This window comes from Paraburkholderia dipogonis, from assembly GCF_046027395.1.
Lineage (GTDB): Bacteria > Pseudomonadota > Gammaproteobacteria > Burkholderiales > Burkholderiaceae > Paraburkholderia > Paraburkholderia dipogonis_A.
The window spans coordinates 1-20,034 of the sequence record NZ_JAQQEG010000067.1; the positions used below are offsets into that span (position 1 = coordinate 1).

16 protein-coding genes and 2 pseudogenes are annotated in these 20,034 nt (G+C 60.1%); 13 read left to right on the plus strand and 5 right to left on the minus strand.

The window, feature by feature from the left end; genetic code table 11:
* A pseudogene (locus tag PQR32_RS39470) lies at window positions 1-159 on the plus strand (succinyl-CoA--3-ketoacid-CoA transferase); the annotation flags it as partial.
* Window positions 156-737 (plus strand): DUF2889 domain-containing protein, encoded by a 582-nt coding sequence (locus tag PQR32_RS39475; RefSeq protein WP_408240519.1) that lies wholly within the window; start codon window positions 156-158, stop codon window positions 735-737. The pseudogene PQR32_RS39470 and the gene PQR32_RS39475, both read left to right, overlap by 4 nt.
* Window positions 738-1,144: 407 nt before the next feature.
* On the opposite strand, the gene phnY is transcribed toward PQR32_RS39475, so the two are convergent.
* Together phnY and phnA are read right to left on the minus strand one after the other, a co-directional pair.
* Complete coding sequence (gene phnY / locus PQR32_RS39480) at window positions 1,145-2,599, minus strand: phosphonoacetaldehyde dehydrogenase (protein ID WP_408240522.1); 1,455 nt, start codon at window positions 2,597-2,599, stop codon at window positions 1,145-1,147.
* 13 nt (window positions 2,600-2,612) lie between these two features.
* On the minus strand, window positions 2,613-3,848 hold the full coding sequence (gene phnA / locus PQR32_RS39485; RefSeq protein ID WP_408240525.1) for a phosphonoacetate hydrolase: 1,236 nt from the start codon (window positions 3,846-3,848) through the stop codon (window positions 2,613-2,615).
* A gap of 227 nt (window positions 3,849-4,075) precedes the next feature.
* Here phnA and PQR32_RS39490 point away from each other — a divergent pair, with 227 nt between their 5' ends.
* From PQR32_RS39490 to PQR32_RS39510, 5 genes are all read left to right on the plus strand, one after another.
* Window positions 4,076-5,131, plus strand: coding sequence for a putative 2-aminoethylphosphonate ABC transporter substrate-binding protein (locus PQR32_RS39490; protein ID WP_408240528.1), 1,056 nt, complete (start codon window positions 4,076-4,078; stop codon window positions 5,129-5,131).
* Window positions 5,132-5,270: 139 nt separating this feature from the next.
* Window positions 5,271-6,362, plus strand: coding sequence for a putative 2-aminoethylphosphonate ABC transporter ATP-binding protein (locus PQR32_RS39495; RefSeq protein WP_408240531.1), 1,092 nt, complete (start codon window positions 5,271-5,273; stop codon window positions 6,360-6,362).
* Window positions 6,359-8,086: a putative 2-aminoethylphosphonate ABC transporter permease subunit gene (locus PQR32_RS39500; RefSeq protein WP_408240534.1), complete on the plus strand. Its 1,728-nt coding sequence runs from the start codon at window positions 6,359-6,361 to the stop codon at window positions 8,084-8,086. Before PQR32_RS39495 ends, PQR32_RS39500 begins: the two co-directional genes overlap by 4 nt.
* A gap of 35 nt (window positions 8,087-8,121) precedes the next feature.
* The gene (locus tag PQR32_RS39505; protein ID WP_408240537.1) at window positions 8,122-9,252 is read left to right on the plus strand and encodes a 2-aminoethylphosphonate--pyruvate transaminase; all 1,131 of its coding nucleotides are present in this window, start codon (window positions 8,122-8,124) and stop codon (window positions 9,250-9,252) included.
* A 94-nt stretch (window positions 9,253-9,346) separates the two neighbouring features.
* Window positions 9,347-10,735, plus strand: a complete 1,389-nt coding sequence (locus tag PQR32_RS39510) for an FAD-dependent oxidoreductase (protein ID WP_408240540.1) — start codon at window positions 9,347-9,349, stop codon at window positions 10,733-10,735.
* Between the two features lie 75 nt (window positions 10,736-10,810).
* Here the strand turns inward: PQR32_RS39510 and PQR32_RS39515 are convergent, their stop codons facing one another.
* The 3 genes and pseudogenes from PQR32_RS39515 to PQR32_RS39525 all read right to left on the minus strand — a co-directional run.
* A complete protein-coding gene (locus PQR32_RS39515; RefSeq protein ID WP_408240543.1) occupies window positions 10,811-11,524 on the minus strand; it encodes a phosphonate utilization associated transcriptional regulator in 714 nt (237 codons plus the stop codon).
* Window positions 11,525-11,622: 98 nt separating this feature from the next.
* Window positions 11,623-11,886, minus strand: a complete 264-nt coding sequence (locus PQR32_RS39520; protein WP_408240546.1) for an SDR family NAD(P)-dependent oxidoreductase — start codon at window positions 11,884-11,886, stop codon at window positions 11,623-11,625.
* A 44-nt stretch (window positions 11,887-11,930) separates the two neighbouring features.
* Window positions 11,931-12,077: pseudogene (locus PQR32_RS39525) on the minus strand (Rieske 2Fe-2S domain-containing protein); the annotation flags it as partial.
* A gap of 286 nt (window positions 12,078-12,363) precedes the next feature.
* Here PQR32_RS39525 and PQR32_RS39530 point away from each other — a divergent pair.
* From PQR32_RS39530 to PQR32_RS39555, 6 genes are all read left to right on the plus strand, one after another.
* Window positions 12,364-13,560 carry an MFS transporter gene (locus PQR32_RS39530; RefSeq protein ID WP_408240549.1) on the plus strand — a complete coding sequence of 399 codons (1,197 nt, stop codon included), beginning with the start codon at window positions 12,364-12,366 and terminating at the stop codon, window positions 13,558-13,560.
* A gap of 93 nt (window positions 13,561-13,653) precedes the next feature.
* Window positions 13,654-14,667 carry an MBL fold metallo-hydrolase gene (locus PQR32_RS39535; RefSeq protein WP_408240552.1) on the plus strand — a complete coding sequence of 338 codons (1,014 nt, stop codon included), beginning with the start codon at window positions 13,654-13,656 and terminating at the stop codon, window positions 14,665-14,667.
* 576 nt (window positions 14,668-15,243) lie between these two features.
* Complete coding sequence (locus PQR32_RS39540; protein WP_408240555.1) at window positions 15,244-15,627, plus strand: response regulator transcription factor; 384 nt, start codon at window positions 15,244-15,246, stop codon at window positions 15,625-15,627.
* Between the two features lie 220 nt (window positions 15,628-15,847).
* Window positions 15,848-18,049 carry a sensor histidine kinase gene (locus PQR32_RS39545; protein ID WP_408240558.1) on the plus strand — a complete coding sequence of 734 codons (2,202 nt, stop codon included), beginning with the start codon at window positions 15,848-15,850 and terminating at the stop codon, window positions 18,047-18,049.
* Window positions 18,039-18,713: a response regulator transcription factor gene (locus PQR32_RS39550; RefSeq protein WP_408240561.1), complete on the plus strand. Its 675-nt coding sequence runs from the start codon at window positions 18,039-18,041 to the stop codon at window positions 18,711-18,713. The genes PQR32_RS39545 and PQR32_RS39550 overlap by 11 nt, the downstream gene beginning before the upstream one ends.
* Before the next feature lie 290 nt (window positions 18,714-19,003).
* Entirely contained in the window at window positions 19,004-19,963 is a 960-nt protein-coding gene (locus tag PQR32_RS39555) for an AraC family transcriptional regulator (RefSeq protein ID WP_408240564.1), read from the plus strand.
* The last annotated feature ends 71 nt before the right edge of the window (window positions 19,964-20,034 follow it).

Below are 20,034 nucleotides of genomic sequence, written 5' to 3' on the forward strand. Positions count from 1 at the left end.
TTCACGGGCGTGGGCGTCGTGGATCGGATCATCACGGATCTGGGCGTGATCGATGTCACCGACGACGGCCTGAAGCTAGTCGAGCTGGCCGATGGCGTGACGGTCGAGGAAATTCAGCAGAAAACCGGCGCGCCGCTCGATGTCGGGAGTGCGGCTTGACCTGCTCTTCGCAACATTCCCGCTTCCCGGCGACGGTCAGCCGCGAGGAACTGCATTTTCGCCGGATCGATATGAGAGCCTATCTTCGCGGGGATGGGCTTTATGAGGTGGAAGGGCGCGTCACCGACCGCAAGCCTCACAAGTTCACGCCCGCGAGCGGTGGAAGGACCTTTGAAGCGGGCGAACCGCTGCACGACATGGGCGTGCGTCTTGTTTTCGACGAGACGATGACCGTACGCGAAGTACACACATTTACCGACGCGGCGCCATACGGACCGTGTTCGAATGGAGGCAACGAGCTTCAGTCATTGAAGGGCATGCAGATTGGCCGAGGCTGGAACAGCGAAGTGAAACGTCGTCTGGCCGACGCGCGGACGTGTGCGCACCTGAAGGAGCTGCTTGCTCCGATGGCCACCACGGCAATCCAGATGATGATGGCCCTCCGGATGAATGAGCCGGAGCCATTGAATGAAAACGAGCGGCCACGAAAGATCAATAGCTGTTACGCGTATGCGGAGGACGGAGAAATCGTCAAGCGTAGATGGCCGCAGTATTTTCTATCTACGGAATCGACGTAAAGCTTTGTTTGTTCCGTATCAACGAGCCTCTTCGTGCAAAAGGCGACGGGCTCCCGTCGACGCTCGCACGGGTGATGATTTTCAGTCTACGTAGACCTCGGGGCGTCTTGCTTTCGTCGGTCCGAATCAACATACAGGCATATTCGCCGGACGCCACCGTCGATGGACCAACGTCGGCCAAGGCCAAACTGCAGTCTATGGGGGGAGCTTTTAAATCGCGCCACGCCGAATGGTCGCAAGGTCTCCGTGATGCTCGAGGAGCTTCGCCTCGCTATGACGTGCTTCCATGAACATCACGAAGGGCGAACAGCTTCGAGTACGTCCGGATGTGGCGAGAAGCGCGTCAGCGCTTCTCGCACATGCCGACGATGCCGTGCGGCATCAATAGCAAACTCGATACCCGAATCTCACCAGGGCAGCGAGTAGGTCTTCGTATTGGTAAAACTCTTCATGGCTTCCTGCACGCCCTCCTTGTAGCCGAGTCCCGAGTCTTTCACGCCCCCGAACGGCGTGAGTTCGAGCCGGTACCCAGGCACTTCGCGCACGTTCACGCTGCCCACTTCCAGTTCAGTGATGAACCGCGTCATGTAATCGAAGCGGTTGGTGCAGACCGACGATGACAACGCATAGTCCGTGCTGTTCGACATATGGATCGCTTCGTCGATGTTGGCAAAACGCATGATCGGCGACACCGGTCCAAACGTCTCGTACTTGACGAGCGGCATATCGGGCGTGACACGGTCGACTACCGTCGGCGAGTAAAGCGCGCCGTCGCGGGAATTGCCTACGAGTAGACGGGCGCCGCGCGACAACGCATCGTTGACCTGGCGTTCACAGAATTGCGCGGCCGCCTCATCGATGACCGTTCCCATATCGACAGAACCATCCGCCGGATTGCCATATTTCCATCCGCGAGTCTTTTCCACGACGAGATCCGTGAAGCGGTCGGCAACCGACTCGTGCACCAGCATGCGCTTGATGGCCGTGCATCGTTGGCCCGAATTCTTGTAAGAGCCCGATACGGCGAGTGAGCTGGCTTCGTCGAGATCGGCGTCTTCCATCACGATGATCGGGTCGTTCCCGCCGAGTTCGAGCACCGCGCGACGATAGCCCATCCGCGAAGCAATGGATTTGCCGATTGAGACGCCGCCCGTGAACGTGATGAGATCGATCGCCGGGTTCGTGATCAGCTCGTCGGCAATCACACTCGGGTCGCCGGTGAGCACTTGCAGCATCTGCACCGGCAAGCCTGCTTCGTAGAGAATGTCGGCGAGCAGATAGCATGACAGCGGTACTTTCTCCGACGGTTTCACGACGATGCGATTGTTCGTCGCAATCGACGGCACGATCTTGTGCGCGACCTGGTTCATCGGGTGGTTGAACGGCGTGATAGCGGAAATCACACCGAGTAGCGGATCCCGTTGGGTATAGACGCGTCGTTTCTTGCCGTGTGGCGTGAGATCGCAGGAAAAAATCTGGCCGTCGTCTTTCAGTACCTCGCCGGCGCCGAAAACCAGCACGTCCGCGACGCGGCCGGCTTCGTAGATCGAGTCTTTCTTGCACAAGCCCGCTTCCGCCGTGATGAGAGCGGCGATTTCGTCCGTGCGCACACGCACTGCGTCGGCGGCGCGCCGCAGGATCGCGGCGCGCTCATAGCGGGTCAGTGCCGGACGATACGCGCGCGCGAATTCGAACGCGCGGCGCACGTCCTCGAGTGTCGCTTTGGGCACCGTGCCGACGAGCGTGCCGTCGTAAGGGTTGCGCACTTCGATCACTTCGTCGCGAAAGATTTTTTCGCCGCAGATTCGCAGCGCTTCATGACGGACGTGCGATTGAGCCTTCGTTTCCACAACAGCGTTCATGTCCGATCCCCGTTCATTGAAGGTGATTGAGTGCGATATCGATGATGTCGAAATTGCGCAGCCGTGCCCGCTCGCCGACCGATTTCGCGACCGGCTGATTGAACAGGAGCGGGACGATCTGCTCGGCGAGGCCGCCATGCGAACGCAACGGCACGTCGAGGCCGGACAGATCGTGCTTGATGCGCCGCGTACCGAGCACGACATCGCGCGTTGAAATCACGATCAGGTCGCCCATGCGCGCCGGCGGAAGTTCGAAACGCGCGCAGCCTTCAGCGCCTGTCAACACCAGTTCGATGCCGGGCACCGCAGTCAGCCTGTGGCGCATGTCTTCCAGGTCGGCTGAGGGGGGAAGGTAGACCGTCGCGAACGAGCCAAGCGCGCCGTGATGCACGACGTAGGGATCGGTGATCGGCAGGATCACGCGGGCGGCGTCCTCGCCGAGCCACTCGTCGAAGCGCTCCTGCAGATAGATCACGTTCGGCTCGCCGTCTTCGTTGTGTTTCGCGTTCATCCCGTGATCGGCGGTGATCGCGACAATCGCACCCAACTCGTCGAGCCGCTGCAGATAACCGTCCATCATCTGATAAAACGCGTTCGCGCCGGGCGTGCCCGGTGCACATTTGTGCTGCACGTAGTCGGTAGTCGACAGGTACATCAGGTCGATTTCACGGCTTTCGAGCAGCCGCACACCGGCCGCGAACACGAACTCGGACAGGTCGGCACTGTACACGCTCGGCACCGGCTTGCCGACCAGCTCGAGCAGGCCGTCGATGCCGTTTTCCTCGAGCGTCGCTTCGTCGGCTTTCTCGGCCGAGAAGCACACGCCCTTCAGGCCTTTGCCGAGCAGTCGGCGCAGTTTGTCCTTTGCCGTGACGACGGCCACCTTGGCGCCGCGCTCAGCAAACCCGGCGAGCACAGTAGGCGCGATCAGGTACTTGGGGTCGTTCATCAGCACCTCGGTGCCGCTGTCGCGATCAAAGAAGTAGTTGCCGCTAATGCCATGCACAGCGGGCGGCACGCCTGTAACGATCGACAGGTTGTTCGGGTTCGTGAAGCTCGGCACCACGCATTCGCCCTTGAGGGCAGTGCCCGGATGCAGCAGCTTGCCAAGAAAGGGCGCGACGCCTGCCGCCGCCGCCATCTCCAGATATTCATACGCGCAGCCGTCTACACAGACCACCACCACGGGTCGATGCATCCAGTTGTAGCTGCGGCCGTTCACTTCGATGGAAACCGGTGTTTCGCTCATGACGTGTCCTTTCGGCTAGGGGTAAGTCGGGTGTTGTTGATGAGGCATTATGTGGCAAAGTGTGGCAATACTTGACATTAAAATTGATGCTTTGTAGATTGTCAACAACAGACAACATTCAGCTTTCTCCCAAAGCAGTCGTCAGGAAGGTTGCAACAAGCAGTGGTCCCGTAGCACCGGTCGTTTTCGTCGCTGGCCGCGACGCCACTTTCTCAAGGGGTCTGGAAATGAAGGAAAAGCAGGGGTTAACCGGTTGCAGAAGTCGTTTGAACGTGGCGCTGCGCTGTGTCGTGGCTGCCGCCGTCACGCTCGGTGCGGCTCAGTTCGCACACGCGAAAACGCAGTTGCTCGTCTACACCGCGCTGGAAGACGAAGCGATGAAGCCGTACAAAGACGGGTTCGAGAAAGCCAATCCGGACATCGAAATCCGCTGGGTGCGCGATTCGACCGGCGCGGTCACTGCCAAACTGCTCGCGGAAAAGAGCAATCCGCGCGCCGACGTGGTGCTCGGACTGGCTGCATCGAGCCTCACGCTCCTCGATCTGCAGGGCATGCTGATGCCCTACGCGCCGAAAGGCTTCGACAGCCTGACGCGCAAGTACAGCGATGCCAACACGCCGCCGCACTGGGTGGGCATGGACGTATGGGGCGCGACGGTCTGCTACAACCGCGTCGAAGCAGAGAAACGCCACCTGCCCAAGCCGACCTCATGGGAAGACCTGACCAAGCCGGTCTACAAAGGCATGATCGTGATGCCGAGCCCGGTGTCGTCCGGCACCGGCTATCTGGATGTGACGTCGTGGTTGCAAACATTCGGCGACGACAAGGGCTGGAAGTACATGGACGCGCTCGACAAGAACGTCGCGCAGTACGTGCACTCCGGTTCGAAGCCCTGCACGCTGGCCGGCACCGGCGAATTCCCGATCGGGATCTCATTCGAATTCCGCGGCCACGAATTGCAGGCGCAAGGCGCGCCCATCGATCTGATCTTTCCCAAAGAAGGGCTCGGCTGGGACATGGAAGCCACCGGCATCATGAAAACGACAAAGCAGCCGGAAGCGGCAAAGAAGCTCGCGGACTTCATGGCCAGCAAACAGGCGAATGAAATCACCGCGCAGTGGTGGGCGATCGTGGCGTACCCCGGTGTCGCGAAGAAACTCTCCGGCATCCCGGACAACTATTCGGAACTGCTCGTGAAGAACGATTTCACCTGGTCCGCGAAGAACCGCGACGCCATTCTCGGCGACTGGCAAAAACGCTACGGCAGCAAGGAACAGAAGTAAGGCCAGGTTGAGCCGGATCTTGAGGAACGCCGAGGCGCGCGATACGTGCGATACGTGCGCCCGGACCGACGCGGTGACGCAGCGCAGGCTGTGCGTCGCCGCCATGCGAGCGAGCAGGCAAGCGGAAGCGGAGGAGCAGATGACAGCGTATTTGAGCGTGCAGCGAGTCTATAAGCGGTTCAACGACACGCCGGTTCTGGAGGACATCAATCTTGGCGTGAAGAAAGGCGAGATGCTCTGCTTTCTCGGCCCGTCGGGATGCGGCAAGACCACTTTACTGCGCATCATTGCCGGACTGGAGACACAGAGTGCCGGCCAGATCATGCAGGACGGCCGCGATATTTCGCGTTTGCCGCCGCAGCTTCGTGACTACGGCATCGTGTTTCAGTCGTACGCGCTGTTCCCCAATCTGACCATCTTCGACAACGTGGCTTATGGTCTCGTGAATAGAAAGATGAAACGTGCCGCGATCGCCGATCGCGTGAATGAATTGCTCGCATTAGTGGGGCTGCCGGACGCGCAACGCAAGCATCCGAACCAGTTGTCTGGTGGCCAGCAGCAACGCATCGCGCTGGCGCGCGCGCTTGCCACATCGCCGGGGCTGCTGTTGCTCGACGAACCGCTCTCGGCTTTGGATGCACGTGTGCGCGTGCGGTTGCGGCAGGAAATCCGCCAGTTGCAGCAGCGCCTCGGCGTGACGACGATCATGGTCACGCACGATCAGGAAGAAGCGCTATCCATGGCGGACCGGATCGTCGTGATGAATCAAGGTGTGATCGAGCAGATCGGCACGCCGCATGAAATCTATCGCGAGCCGGCGTCGCCGTTCGTTGCCGATTTCATCGGCAAGGTGAATCTGATTCCTGCCGAGGTGACGCACGACGGCAGCCTCAAGGCGGGCTCCATCGCGCTGCGCTATGGATGCGGAACTGAGCGCGCGGTGCTGGGTTCGAAAGTGTCGGCGTTCGTACGCCCGGAGGACATTCACCTCAGTGCGCCCGGTAGCGAGGCCGACAACCTGCTGTCCGCCTCCGTCGAAAAACTGGAGTTCCTCGGCGCGTTCTGCCGGGTCAGCTTCAAGGTGGACGGACTGGATGAGCAGGAGATCGTCGCCGACCTGTCGTTTCATGAAATGCATCGTACGTGTCTACAGGCGGGGTCGCGCTTTCATCTGGCCATCAATCGGGAACACGTGTGCGTCTTTTCCGCCGCGAAGGAGCGACTGCAATGAGCGCCGTTCTGATCGAGCACCGCAGTGGCGACGATGGCCATGCCGAAGTGCGCCAGAAGAGTCATTGGCATGACCGCATCGCGCAGTTGGCCCTTGTGCTGATGTCGGCGTTTCTCGGCGTGTTTCTGCTGTTGCCGCTGGCACTGGTTATTGGCAAATGCTTCGTCGACGCAGACGGCCATTTCGTCGGGCTCGCCAATTTCACCAGTTACCTGGTGGATTCGGGTGTGTGGAGGTCGACACTGCATTCGGTTACCGTCGCCTGCTTCGTGACGGCGATCGTGATCCCGATGGCGTTCGCGTTCGCATACGCGCTGACCCGCTCGTGCATGCCGATGAAAAACGCCGTCCGCACAGTCGCGCTGCTTCCATTGCTCGCGCCGACGCTGCTGTCAGCCGTGTCGTTCATCTACTGGTTCGGCAACTCGGGCATCCTGAAGCCGTTGCTGCACGGGCATTCGATCTATGGACTGCCGGGCATTGTATGCAGTCTGGTCTACGCCGCGTTTCCGCATGTGCTGATGATTCTCGTGACGGCGCTTTCGCTGTCCGACGGACGCTTATACGAAGCGGCGGAAGCAATGGGCACACGCCGCATGCGCAAGTTCTTCACGATTACGCTGCCTGGCGCGAAGTATGGTCTGATCAGCGCGACGATGGTGTCGTTCACGATCTGCATCAACGACTTCGGCGTGCCGGTCGTGATCGGCGGACCTTACTCGGTGCTCTCCACCGACATCTACAAGCTCATCATCGGCTTGCAGGACTTCAACCGGAGCGCGGTGGTCAGCCTGCTGCTGCTCTGTCCGGCCCTCGTTGCGTTCGCCGTCGACTTCTTCATCCGCCGCAAGCAGCAATCGCAACTCGGCGCGCGCTCCACGCCTTATCAGCCGAAACCGGCGTGGGGTTTCGACATGGCGATGCTCGGCTATTGCGCGATCGTCTGCACGCTGCTGTTGGCCGTGGTCGGCATTTCGGTGTTCGCCTCGTTCGTGAAGTTCTGGCCGTATCAGATGAGCCTCGGCTTGCAGCACTACAAGATGGGACTGATCGGCGCCGGGATCTTCGACGCCTACAAGAACAGCCTGAAAATGGCGGCGTGCGTGGCGATCGGCGGCACCATCATCGTGTTCGGCGGCGCGTATCTCGTCGAGAAGACGCGAGGCCCCCGCTGGTTACGCGGCTTCATCAATCTGTGCGCGATTCTGCCGATGGGAGTGCCGGGTCTCGTACTCGGCATCAGCTACATCTTTCTGTTCAACTCGCCAGCCAATCCTTTGAACGGACTATACGGGACGCTCGCGCTACTTGCGATCGTCACGGTCGTGCACTACTACTCATCAAGCCACCTGACGGCGGTCACGGCGCTTCGTCAGATCGACAACGAATTCGAAGCGGTCTCCGCTTCGCTGAAAGTGCCTTTCTATAAGACGTTTCTGCGCGTCACCGTGCCGGTTTGCCTGCCGTCGATCCTGCAGATTGCGCGTTATCTGTTCGTCAACGGCATGACCACGGTGTCAGCGGTTGCGTTCCTTTACTCGCCCGATACGCAGCCCGCCTCCGTTGCCATTCTCAATCTCGACGACGCCGGGCAAATCGGACCCGCCGCAGCGATGGCCACGCTCGTCCTCGTGACGGCGGCGTTCGCGTGTTTGCTGTTTGCCTGCGTGTCGCATGGCGTATTGCGCAGAACCCAGGCATGGCGCACGTCGCGTCGTGGCTGAAACGCGTCTTCATCAAAGATCGATAAGGAGTTACTGTGAATCTGTCCTCCGCACCCATTCTGCTCACTCCCGGTCCGCTCACGACCTCCGACCGCACGCGTCAGGCGATGCTGCGCGACTGGGGTTCGTGGGATGGCGACTTCAACCAGATCACTGCCCGCATCCGTCAACAGACGCTGCGTATCGTGCATGGCGAAGACACGCACGAATGCGTGCCGTTGCAGGGCAGCGGTACGTTCTCCGTGGAAGCCGCGATTGGGACGCTGGTGCCGCGCGACGGACATGTACTCGTGCCGAGCAACGGCGCGTATTGCCAGCGTATCGCGAAGATTTGCCGTGCGCTCGGTCGCCGTCACCAGACCATCGACTACCCGGAAGACACGCAGATCAAGGCGGCTGACGTCGATCGCGCACTCGCGGCCGATCCGGCCATCACGCACGTCGCGCTCGTGCATTGCGAAACCGGCACCGGGGTGCTCAATCCATTGCATGAGATCGCCGAGGTTGTCGCGAAGCACGGCCGCGGTCTGATCATCGACGCAATGAGTTCGTTCGGCGCAATCGACATCGACGCGCGCCGAGCGCCATTCGATGCCGTCGTGGCAGCCTCCGGGAAATGTCTGGAGGGCGTGCCGGGCATGGGCTTCGTGATCATTCGCCGCAGTGTGCTGGAACGTTGTGAGGGAAACAGCCCTTCGCTCGCGATGGATCTCTACGATCAGTGGGCCTACATGAACCGCACGACGCAGTGGCGCTTCACGCCGCCGACGCATGTCGTCGCGGCGCTCGACGAGGCGATCGCGCAATACATCGAAGAGGGCGGCCAGGAAGCGCGCGGCGCACGTTATGCAAGCAATTGCCGGGCGCTGATCGAAGGCATGGCTGCGCTCGGTTTTCGGACCTTTCTCGATCCGTCGATTCAGGCGCCGATCATCGTCACGTTCCATGCACCCGACGATCCCAACTACGACTTCAAGACCTTCTACACGGAAGTGAAAAGGCGTGGCTACATCCTCTATCCGGGCAAGCTGACCCGGTTGGAGACATTCCGCGTCGGCTGTATCGGCCACTTCGGCGAATCCGGCATTCCTGGCGCAGTTGCCGCGATCGCCGACACGCTGAAGGCCATGGGGATCACGCGGATATCGGCGAAAGCAGAAGCCTGAACAGGCCTGCGTAAAGGTTTCTTCCCGGTCGAACAGGGAAGAAGCCTTCCTTCCTCCGAGCAGAGTTAAACCGTTATATCAAGGCGAACCATCTATGCGTCCGTTCTGGATTGAACAAGCACTCTTTGCCGATGGATCATTGGCGCCCGCGCTGCAGGGCGCGACTACTGCCGATGTTTGCATTGTCGGCGGCGGCTTCACCGGTTTGTGGACCGCCATCCAAACCAAACAGAAAAAGCCCGAACTCGACATCGTGATCATCGAAAGCGATCTGTGCGGAGCGGGTGCGAGCGGCCGCAACGGTGGCTGCCTGCTCACGTGGGCGACGAAGTTTTTCACGCTGCGGCGGCTGTTTGGCGAAGCCGAGGCGGTTCGGCTGGTGAAAGCGTCCGAAGCGGCCGTCGGGCGGATTCGCGACTTCTGTGCGGAGCACGCTGTGGATGCGGAATTACGCCTCGATGGCACGCTCTATACGGCGACCTCGCGTGCACAGATCGGCGTGCTCGATCCGGTGATCGCCGCATTGAGCGAGCGCGGCATCAATTCGTACCAACATCTTTCACCGGATGAAGTGGCGACCCGTTCGGGTTCGGCGCGCAATCTCGGCGGCGTGTATTCGCCGGTCGCGGCGACGGTTCATCCGGGCAAGCTCGTGCGCGGGCTGCGGCGTGTCGCGATCGCAATGGGTATTCGTGTTTACGAGCGCACTCCGATGCTCGACTTCGCTACTGGCGACCGCGTGACAGTCCGTACGCCGGCCGGCAGTGTGATTGCGCCGAAACTGGTGCTCGCGATCAATGCATGGATGGCGAGCCGTTTCCGGCAGTTCGAACGCACGCTTGCAGTCGTCTCCAGCGACATGATCGTCACCGAGAAATGCCCCGAATTGCTGCATCGGATAGGCCTGAAAGACGGCGTGTCGGTGCTTGATTCGCGGATCTTCGTCTACTACTATCGCAGCACGCCGGACGGCCGGCTGATGCTGGGCAAGGGTGGCAATACGTTTGCGTGGCGCGGCCGGATAGCACCGGTGTTCGATCAGCGCTCGCCTTATGAAGCCGATCTGACGCGCGGGCTGCACGATTTCTTCCCTGCGTTGCGCGACGTGCCGGTGACGGCGAGCTGGAATGGTCCGTCGGATCGGTCGGTCACGGGTTTTCCGTTCTTCGGCCGGCTCGACGATGCACCGAATGTGCTCTACGGATTCGGCTATTCCGGCAACGGCGTTGGACCGACCTATATGGGCGGGCAGATCCTGTCGTCGCTATTGCTCGACCTGGATAACGAATGGACGCGCAGTCCTTTGACGAACGGGCCGTTGGGGTATTTTCCGCCAGAACCGATCCGCTTCGTGGGCTCGATTACCGTGCGAGATGCGATTCGTCGCAAGGAGCGCGCGGAAGATGAAGATCGGCAGCCCTGGTTGGTCGACCGATTGCTCAGCAAACTCGCCAACGCTGCGGGGAAGTCGGATAAAGCGTAGAAAGCAACTGCGGGCGGGCAGACCCGGAGCGCCGATCGCCGAGCGCGGCGCGTGTGTGGTACCGGTTAATGCGCTTCAGTTTGTGTCGGAACTGTTTGCGGATACGGCCCATTGCTCGTGGGCACGCCGCATTCTCGCCAGGCCATGAGCGACGTGCTCGCGCACGAGCGTGGCCGCGCGCTCCGCATCCCCTTTGGCGAGCGCGCTGACGATCTTTTCGTGTTCCGTGATCGAGGTTGCCAGCGCGCTCTTTTCCGATTGGATCGCCGCCTGGCGGAGCAGGCCAAGCTGTCGAACGAGATGCCGGTAGGTTTCGATCAGGTGCTCGTTGCCGACGCCCACGACCATCGCGTCGTGCAACTGGACGTTCAGCGCCGTGTAGCGGGTAAGGTCATGTTCCTTTTTCGTGGCTTTCATCGATGCGATGATGCCTTTGAGGGTGGCAAGTGTATCGGGCGTCATCCTGTGGGCAAGCGCACGGGCCACCGAATCGTCAAGCATCGCGCGCACTTCGTAGATCTCTTCTGCCTCGCGTAGCGACAGCGCGCGCACGGTGACACCGCGGTTTTTCTCCGTCTTCAGCAAACCCGCTTGTTCCAGGGCGCGGAACGCCTCGCGCAGCGGCCCACGAGAGACATTCAGCCGCCTGGAAACCTCAATTTCGTTCAGCTTCTCCCCCGGGGCGAATTCCCCCGAGACGATGCTGCGCTCGAGTGTTTCCTGGACTAGTGTCGCAAGGGAGTGCCGCTGCAGCAGTTCGATAGCGCTGGACGTTGTTGATGTGGTCATAATCAGCGGTTAGTTCAAAGGATGGGATAGCTGGCCGTCAGCTTCCTGAACATAACGCGGCACGTTGTTTATTGTCAACAATCATCAATTGACGCGTGTCATTGAATTGATTGCCCGTGCGGGACGGCGCGACGGATCGGCTGCCCCTTTGTGCCGTGCCTGCCGCTCTTCGGCTGCATGGTCAGGACATGTGCGCCACTGGATTCAGGCAATGCAGTGGCAGTCGCATCGAGCATTTCGACATCGCGCGCAACCAGTGCGAACTGCATGCCTTCGTGCGCGAGCCGGCGTGCGACGCCGGCACCCATGCCGATGCTGGCGCCTGTGACGATCGCGACCCGGTCCTTCAGGTTCAATTCCATGTTGTCTCCTGGAGCGTGCTGCTTCTTCTGTCAGCGGTGGCGCTCTACTCGATCTGAACGATCACGCGCGCATCGACAATCCGAACGGGAAACGAGCGCAGATTTTCGGTCAACGGCGCGCACATGGCCTTGCCCGTGCGTACGTCGAAGCGTCCCTGATGCAAAGGACACTCGATCTCGCCGTCCTCGAGAACGGGGACGGGAGACGACGACGCACGACAGCAATTAATGGCGTTCGAAAGCGCCTCAACTATAGGCGATGCTTATTGTTTGAATAGTAAACCGATCTTGGACGCTATAGCCATATCGCATCATGATCTCGTCAACCTCCTGCTTGAGGAGATGACGGTGCAAGCGCTAATCGATGGTCTTCTTTGAATTTCAAAAGGATGCCTTTCCAAAGCACATCCACGCCGTCCCAATGCGTGAGAATCGCCGCGACACCTGACGCGGGCCCCACTCGTGACAAGGACATTCATGTCTGCCCGAACACCTGAACTGACGAGACGGTTGACGCTGCTATTTGCGCTTGCCTCCGGCGTCATTATCGCGAACATCTACTATTCGCAGCCACTATTGGCCGCTATTGCGAGTACCTTCGGCTATAGTGCGGCCCGGGTTGGCTTCCTGGTTACGCTCACCCAACTCGGCTACGCTTGTGGCTTGCTATTGATCGTGCCACTCGGCGACGTGCTGAATCGGCGCACACTCATCGTATCCTTGCTTCTGCTCACGGTGGTCGCGTTGCTCGCAGTAGCTCTGAGCCCTGACTTCAAACTGTTTGCTGCGGCAAGCATGCTACTCGGGTTAACCTCGTGCGCTGCACAGTTGCAAGTTCCGTTCGCCGCTTCGCTCGCATCCGACAACGAGCGTGGACGCGTAGTAGGCACCGTGATGAGCGGTTTGCTTCTCGGCATCCTGCTGGCGCGGACAGTCTCCGGGACCATCGCGCAATTGGCGGGCTGGCGCATCGTTTATGGTGTCGCCGCATTTTTGATCCTGCTTCTGACCTTGTGCCTCGTGCGGGTATTGCCGCAAGACCGAAGAAGTGATCAATCCTGGCGCTACCGTCAGTTGCTGCGGTCTCTGCTGACACTGCTGGAGCAACATCCAGCGATCGGCCTGCGCTCGTTGTATGGCGCTCTGGGTTATGCCTGCTTCAGCATCTTCTGGACCGCACTGACGTTCCTTCTCAATGCCGCTCCGTACCACTACTCCGAGGCCAGGATCGGTGTGTTTGGTCTGGCCGGTGCCGCCGGTGCGCTCGCGGCCGGCTCGGCGGGGCGTATGGCAGATCGCGGGCATGGGCATCGTGCGACTGGACTTTTTAGCAGCGCGATTCTGGTGTCGTTTGTGTTCATTTACCTTGGTGCTCACTCGCTGACGTTATTGATAGTTGGCGTTCTGCTTTTGGACGTGGGCGTGCAGGGCTTGCACATCTCCAACCAGGGTGTGATCTATGCACTCGCTCCAGACGCACGGAGCCGGATCACGACCATTTATCTGACCTGTTATTTCTTTGGTGGCGCAATCGGTTCAAGCGCGGCTAGTGTGGCTTATTACAAAGCGGGCTGGGCGGGAGTGTGCGTTGCTGGTGCCTTGTTTTCGACCCTATTGATCGGTAGCTGGCTGGCGGCGCATCGGCAGCAATGCCGCAAGCTCTGCCTTCAATGAGGTCGGGCAGTTCACAGTTATCGTGGAACCGGCCATTCGCTTATTCGACACACACGCAGATGATTCGCGTCTGCTCAACGGAGGTGAAGAACTATGAATGCGTTTGTCAGGCTAACAAAAAGATCTGGCGTACTTTCCAAACTGTTGCTCGTATCGATCGTCATTGCTGCCGGGTCACCGTTGGCCTCCGCGGCAACCTTCGCCGAAACCGGCATCCAGTCTTCGCCGAGTAAGGACGCCGCACCAGACGACTATTTTCATACTGGTGCGGGTGCCCGATATTTACGTCGTGCCGACGGGGAAATCGTCGTGGAACCCCTGCGCGGAAATATTACTGTGCTGATGGGTTCCGGCGGCAACATTACCGTGCTGTCCGGCAAGGAAGGCAAGTTTCTGGTTGACGCGGGCATTAGCAAATCGCAACAGAAGCTGCAAGCCACTCTCGACAAGATCAGTCCCGCGCCGCTGAAATACGTGGTGAACACGCATTGGCATTGGGACCATACCGATGGCAATGCATGGATGCATGCAGCTGGCGCTACCATCGTTGCACACGAGAATACCTTGAGGCATCTGACCGAGACTACGCATGTCAATGCCTGGAATTGGACCTTCGATCCGGTGCCGGCAGGCGCGCGCCCGACCCTGATTGTCAATAATGAAAAGACCTTCACCTTCGCAGGAACGAAAGTCGAAGTGGAAAACTTCGGTCATGGTCATACGGACGGTGATCTATGGGTTTACTTCGAAAACGCAGATGTGCTGGCGCTGGGAGACACCTTCTGGAACGGATTTTATCCGTATATCGACAATGAAGATGGCGGTAACATCGACGGGGCGATCCAATGGGCCAACAAGGCTGTGGCATTTACGACAGACCACACCATCGTCATTCCCGGCCACGGCGCAGTGGGTACACGCGCCCAACTGATCGAGTTCCGCGACATGTTGGTCACGGTACGCAACAACGTCGCAGCCTTGAAGTCGCAAGGCAAATCACTGGACGAAATTATAGCCGCCAAGCCGACAGCGGCCTTCGACGCCAAATGGGGGAATTTTGTGTTCAATGGCAGCCAATTTACAAAGATGGTCTACGACGGCCTGTAATAAGAACTCCAAGGATGGTGATCGTGCTCATTGCCACAAAACATTGACACAGATTCTTCTCAACCGACGTAATACGCAGAGGAAATCATCATGACTCGTCTCCACACGATCGCATTGTCCGAAGCCACCGGTCGTGCAGCCGACTTGTTCAGTGCTGTTAAAAGTGCGCTCGGCAAGCATTGCCTTCACCAACCTGTCCAACCGTATCAACGACACTACGCTTGATTTTCCTGCCGCAGATTAATACAAGAGGCAGCGCTCGCGACGGGCTGGAGGCACCCGGGAAGGGATTCAACAAAAGTCCCTTCCTCAGTTTGCACCGGAAAGTGAGCGCGACGGTGGCCGTTCGTAGAATGGTTCTGGACTCGCGTCGCGCGTACCTTTAACTCGTGACAAACGATTCAGCCGCGGCGCGGGGATATCGTCACGAAGGCCTTGATGCCGGCTTCCCCGGCCTTCCCCTATACACACATATGATTTTCCCGGCAGGGTTTTGTCCATAAGATGGAAACACCTGAGCGGCGGGCAAGACAACAACGTGCCGTCGTAACCGCATGTATGGCAGAGGAAAGTCGCTTGCATACCCATCGGATAGTTTCCATCATCGACGACGACGAATCCGTCCGCATCGCCACATCGAGCCTGGTTCGTTCACTGGGTTGGGACGTCCGGCTCTATGCGTCCGCTGAAGATTTCCTCGCGTCCGGCCAGATCAGCGATGTCGCGTGCGTCATCTCCGACGTGCAGATGCCAGGCATGACCGGACTCGAGATGCAGCGGCGCCTGCTCGGCGGCGGGATTGCGCTGCCGATCATCTTTATCTCGGCTTTCGTATCGGAAACGGTGCGCCGCCAGGCGCTGGACGACGGAGCGATGTGCGTGCTGAGCAAACCTGTCGATGGCGCGGCCGTATCGCGTTGCCTCGAAACGCTCCAGGGCGAAGGCAGCGAGCCTCGTTGAGGCTCGCTGGCGGCGGGCCTTAACCGTTGGATATTGAGAAATTCGGATAAAATAAGCATCGGATTATGAGTCGGCGTCCTGCATGTCTGACTTCGATGTGCCGCTCTTGCGGCACGAGACAGGGTTCCGGTGCTCGTCAACGAACGTTTGCTGGAACGCCTATGCCAACATCGCGCCGTTTAGTCTCCCGCCTTCCCGCGCGGCGCGCTCAATCGTCGTCATGATATTCCGCTCACGTGCCGGCGAACCACTGCGGCATGACGCGCGCGTGCTATCCGTTCTCGCGGTCGCCATCGCGCTGGTCGTCTTCCTGATCGACGCGCTCACGCCACTCGATATCGCGATTGCCGTGCTGTATGTGGTCGTGGTGCTGCTCGTCGCATCGACCGGGTCGCGGCCTGCGGCGATCCTCACCGCGTGGAGTTGCGTGGCGCTCACGGTGATTGCGTTTGCGATGTCGCATGACGAGCACTACTCGGGCGGCGCGATGGCGCGCTGCGCCGTCAGCCTGCTCGCCATCGCCACGACGTCGGTGCTGGCGTTGCGCAATCAGAAGAACACAGCGACGCTGCAAGAGCAGTTGCAGTTACTCGATCTGACGCATGACGCAATCGTCGTGTACGACATGAACGATCTGATCACGTTCTGGAATCACGGCGCGGAAGCACTCTACGGATGGACCGCGCAGCAGGCAATCGGCCAGCCGATTCATGAGTTGACGCAAACCCGCTCGTCAGTCTCACTCGACGAGATTCGCAGCGAGATGTTGCGTTCGGGCCGCTGGCAAGGCGAATTGCAGCGCGTGCGCAATGACGGCACCACCGTCATCATTTCGAGCCGCTGGGCGCTGTGGCGCGATGCGAAGGGCAAGCCGCGCGCCGTGCTTGCCACCAACAACGACATCACCGTCCGCAAGCAGATGGAAGGCGAATTGCAGCGCCAGAAGGACGAATTGCGCGCGACGATCGATGCGATTCCGGGCATGGTCTGGAGTTCGTCGAGCGACGGGCGGCTGAGCTTCATCAACCGCCGCTGGAACGAACTGGGTGTGACGCTTGCCGACCATGACGGCGATATCTGGCGCTCGATCGTTCATCCCGACGACTACCCCGCGGCGCAGCATGCCTGGAACGAAGCCATTGCCACGGGCGTGCCGTTCGAAAACGTCTCGCGCATCCGGCGCAGCGATGGTGCGTACCGGTGGATGCATATCGGCGCGGAACCGCTGCGCGATCACGCCGGCAACATTTTGCGCTGGTACGGCGTGAACACCGATATCGAAGAACGCAAGCAGGCAGAGCAGGCGCTCGAGCGCAGCGAAGCGTTCCTGTCCGACGCGCAGCGCCTGAGCCGCACCGGCAGCATTGCGACAAAACTGCCCGACGGTGCTATGTGGTGGTCCGACGAGACGTATCAGATCTTCGACTATGCGAAGCACGTCACGCCCAGTTTCCGGCTGATCCTCGAGCGCTCGCATCCCGAAGACATCGCGCTCGTCAGTCACGCTTATCAACAGAGCCTCGCGGGCGCGCCGCTCGTCGACGTCGAACATCGCCTCGTGATGCCGGATGGAAGCGTCAAATATGTGCACTACGTCGCGCATCTTGCAGCATCGCAGTCGGCGCATCCCGAGTACGTCGGCGCGCTGATGGACGTGACGGAAGGGCGGGTGGCGCAGGAAGCGCTCGACCGTTCGACGGCCGAGCTCGCACACGTGACGCGCGTGACGATGCTCGGCGAACTGGCCGCGTCGATCGCGCACGAGGTCACGCAGCCGCTTGCGGCGATCGTCACGTGCGGCGACGCCGCCCTGCGCTGGATGAACCGTCCGCAGATCGATCTGAAGGAGGTCGGGCAGTCCATTAACCAGATGATTCGCGACGCGAGGCGCGCGAGCGACGTGATCCGCCAGATCCGCGCGATGGCGCAAAAGCGCGATCCGAGTCAGGCGATACTCGATCTGAACGCTATAGTGAGAGAATCCATTGAACTGGTGCGACGCGAACTGGATGGGCACCGTGTCGAAGTGGACGCCGATTACGCATGTCCGCCACCGCAGGTGCGTGCCGACCGTGTCCAGTTGCAGCAAGTCATCATCAACCTCGTGATGAACGGCGTGCAGGCGATGTCGGGCGTCACGGGACGGCCGCGGGAATTGCGGATCCGCACGCGCCGCTTCGATGCGCGGCACGCACAGGTGATCGTGGAAGATTCCGGCACGGGCATCAGCGAAGAGAACGCCGGGCGGCTGTTCAACGCATTCTTTACAACCAAGGCGGAAGGCATGGGAATGGGATTGTCGATCTGCCGCTCGATTGTCGAAGCGCACGGCGGCCGGATCTGGGTGGAGTCGCACGAGGGAACGGGTGCAGTGCTGCAGTTCATTCTGCCGCTCGATGAGGGAACCTGTCATGAGCAGTGAAACGGGCAACACGGCGAGTCACTCGATTGTCTATGTCGTCGACGACGATAAGTCGATGCGTGAAGCGGTCGGTATGTTGCTGCGCTCAGTGGGCTTGCAGGTTGAACTGTTCGCGTCCGCAGATGAATTTCTTGCGTTCCAGATGCCGGATGTGCCGAGCTGTCTGATTCTGGATGTGCGGCTCAAAGGGCAGAGCGGCCTCGCCGTGCAGGAACAGATTGCGGCGGGCGAAGTGCGTGTGCCGATTATCTTCATGACCGCGCATGGCGATATTGCCATGTCGGTCAAGGCAATGAAGGCCGGCGCGATGGACTTTCTCGCGAAGCCGTTTCGCGACCAGGACATGCTGGACGCCGTGGCGACCGCCCTCGGCAAGGACGAAGAACGGCGCGAAGCGGACCGCTCGGTCGCGGATCTGCGCCGCCGCTACGCGTCGCTCACGCCGCGCGAGCGCGAAGTGATGGCCTTTGTCGCGAGCGGCTTGATGAACAAGCAGATTGCCGCTGAAATGAAGCTGAGTGAAATCACAGTGAAAATTCACCGCGGTCAGGCCATGAAGAAGATGGAGTCGCGCTCGCTTGCCGATTTCGTGCTGAAGGCGGAAGCCCTCGGCGTCAAATCGCCACAAGGCACCACGACGCCGCCGCGCGTTCAGCGCGGCTAAACCGCGCGGGCATCTTTGCCTCCCGAACGGCGAAAATCGCATCGTCGTTCGTTTTTCCCTCGAATCCCCCGCTATGCGACGCTCCCGTACGCAGACGGATGCCGTGGCGCGGCTATTTCATCTGCGCATTTCCCTCCCGTATTAAACCTTCATATAGGTTGACCCACCCATTTGACGTCGTAGGCAACCGTATGTACGGCTAGGCGCGTGAGCTCCGTTTGATTAACTTTGAGTCATCGCGGTGCAAGTGTTTCGACCGCAGGCAGATCACTCTATCGGACGGACACATCATGACCAGCTCGCTGCTCTCGTATCCCGAACCCGGTGCCGACATCACGCCGCAACGCATTGCCCGGTCAATCGACGCCGAGCATCAATGGCGCAGCCCGCGCGCGCATCAAGCGCAGCCGCACCGGCAGCAGGGCAATGTGCAGGTGTCGCGCTGGACGCGCAACATCACCGCGCCGCTTGAAGTCGTCAGTCACGGCAACGAGTCCGATCACTGCATCGGTCTGGCGCTGAAATGCGTGTCGCTGACCTTCAATCACGCAGGCCGCAGACTCATGCAAGGGCGAGTGACGGCGGGCGTGGTTCAGGTCACGGCGCCCGCTGTATCCGTCAGTGCTGTGTTCGAGTCCTCCGTCGACGTGCTGCATCTGTTCGCGTCGCAACAAGTTCTCGCGGAGTGCTACGAAGATCTGTTCCAGCATCCGCATGCGGGCGAGATCGTGCTCGGCGACCCGAAGCCGGTTCGCGATGCCGCACTCGATCGGCTTGGTCAGGCGCTGGTCCTTTCACAGACACGCGATGCCCCGTTGGGTAAGGTCTTTACCGAAAGTGTCAGCCTCGCCATCGTGTCACGCATTGTCGCGCATCAATTCACTGCATCGAATGCGCAAAAACGCGAAGCGGCCGCGCTGCCGCAGTGGCGCATGAACCGCGTGATCGAATACATCGACGCGCATCTGTCCGAGACGATTGGCCTCGCCGACATTGCCGCGAGTGCCGGTCTCACCCGCATGCATTTCGCCGCGCAATTCCGGCGCGCGACGGGCTTGCGTCCGCATGAATACCTGCTGCGCCGCCGGATCGAACACGCACAGCATCTGTTGCTGAACTCGAAGCACAACGTCTTCGATGTCGCGCTGAGCTGCGGTTTTCGCTCGCAAGCGCATTTCACCACTGTATTCAAGCGCTTTGTCGGCGAGACGCCTTACCGCTGGAGGATGAAAGCGAATGGCGCTCGATAAGCAGGTTCAGTCATTCCTCGCGCACGGCGAAGCGGTCTGTGAATGCCGCGACACGCTGCGATAGATCCTCA

What these genes read in the sequence shown, in the direction of transcription:
- PQR32_RS39545 (WP_408240558.1), top strand. Translation starts at nt 15,848, where the DNA reads ATGATATTCCGCTCACGTGCCGGCGAACCACTGCGGCATGACGCGCGC.
- PQR32_RS39515 (WP_408240543.1), bottom strand. Translation starts at nt 11,524, where the DNA reads ATGACCACATCAACAACGTCCAGCGCTATCGAACTGCTGCAGCGGCAC.
- PQR32_RS39500 (WP_408240534.1), top strand. Translation starts at nt 6,359, where the DNA reads ATGAGCGCCGTTCTGATCGAGCACCGCAGTGGCGACGATGGCCATGCC.
- phnA (WP_408240525.1), bottom strand. Translation starts at nt 3,848, where the DNA reads ATGAGCGAAACACCGGTTTCCATCGAAGTGAACGGCCGCAGCTACAAC.
- PQR32_RS39550 (WP_408240561.1), top strand. Translation starts at nt 18,039, where the DNA reads ATGAGCAGTGAAACGGGCAACACGGCGAGTCACTCGATTGTCTATGTC.
- PQR32_RS39520 (WP_408240546.1), bottom strand. Translation starts at nt 11,886, where the DNA reads ATGGAATTGAACCTGAAGGACCGGGTCGCGATCGTCACAGGCGCCAGC.
- PQR32_RS39490 (WP_408240528.1), top strand. Translation starts at nt 4,076, where the DNA reads ATGAAGGAAAAGCAGGGGTTAACCGGTTGCAGAAGTCGTTTGAACGTG.
- PQR32_RS39555 (WP_408240564.1), top strand. Translation starts at nt 19,004, where the DNA reads ATGACCAGCTCGCTGCTCTCGTATCCCGAACCCGGTGCCGACATCACG.
- PQR32_RS39535 (WP_408240552.1), top strand. Translation starts at nt 13,654, where the DNA reads ATGAATGCGTTTGTCAGGCTAACAAAAAGATCTGGCGTACTTTCCAAA.
- PQR32_RS39510 (WP_408240540.1), top strand. Translation starts at nt 9,347, where the DNA reads ATGCGTCCGTTCTGGATTGAACAAGCACTCTTTGCCGATGGATCATTG.
- PQR32_RS39530 (WP_408240549.1), top strand. Translation starts at nt 12,364, where the DNA reads ATGTCTGCCCGAACACCTGAACTGACGAGACGGTTGACGCTGCTATTT.
- PQR32_RS39495 (WP_408240531.1), top strand. Translation starts at nt 5,271, where the DNA reads ATGACAGCGTATTTGAGCGTGCAGCGAGTCTATAAGCGGTTCAACGAC.
- phnY (WP_408240522.1), bottom strand. Translation starts at nt 2,599, where the DNA reads ATGAACGCTGTTGTGGAAACGAAGGCTCAATCGCACGTCCGTCATGAA.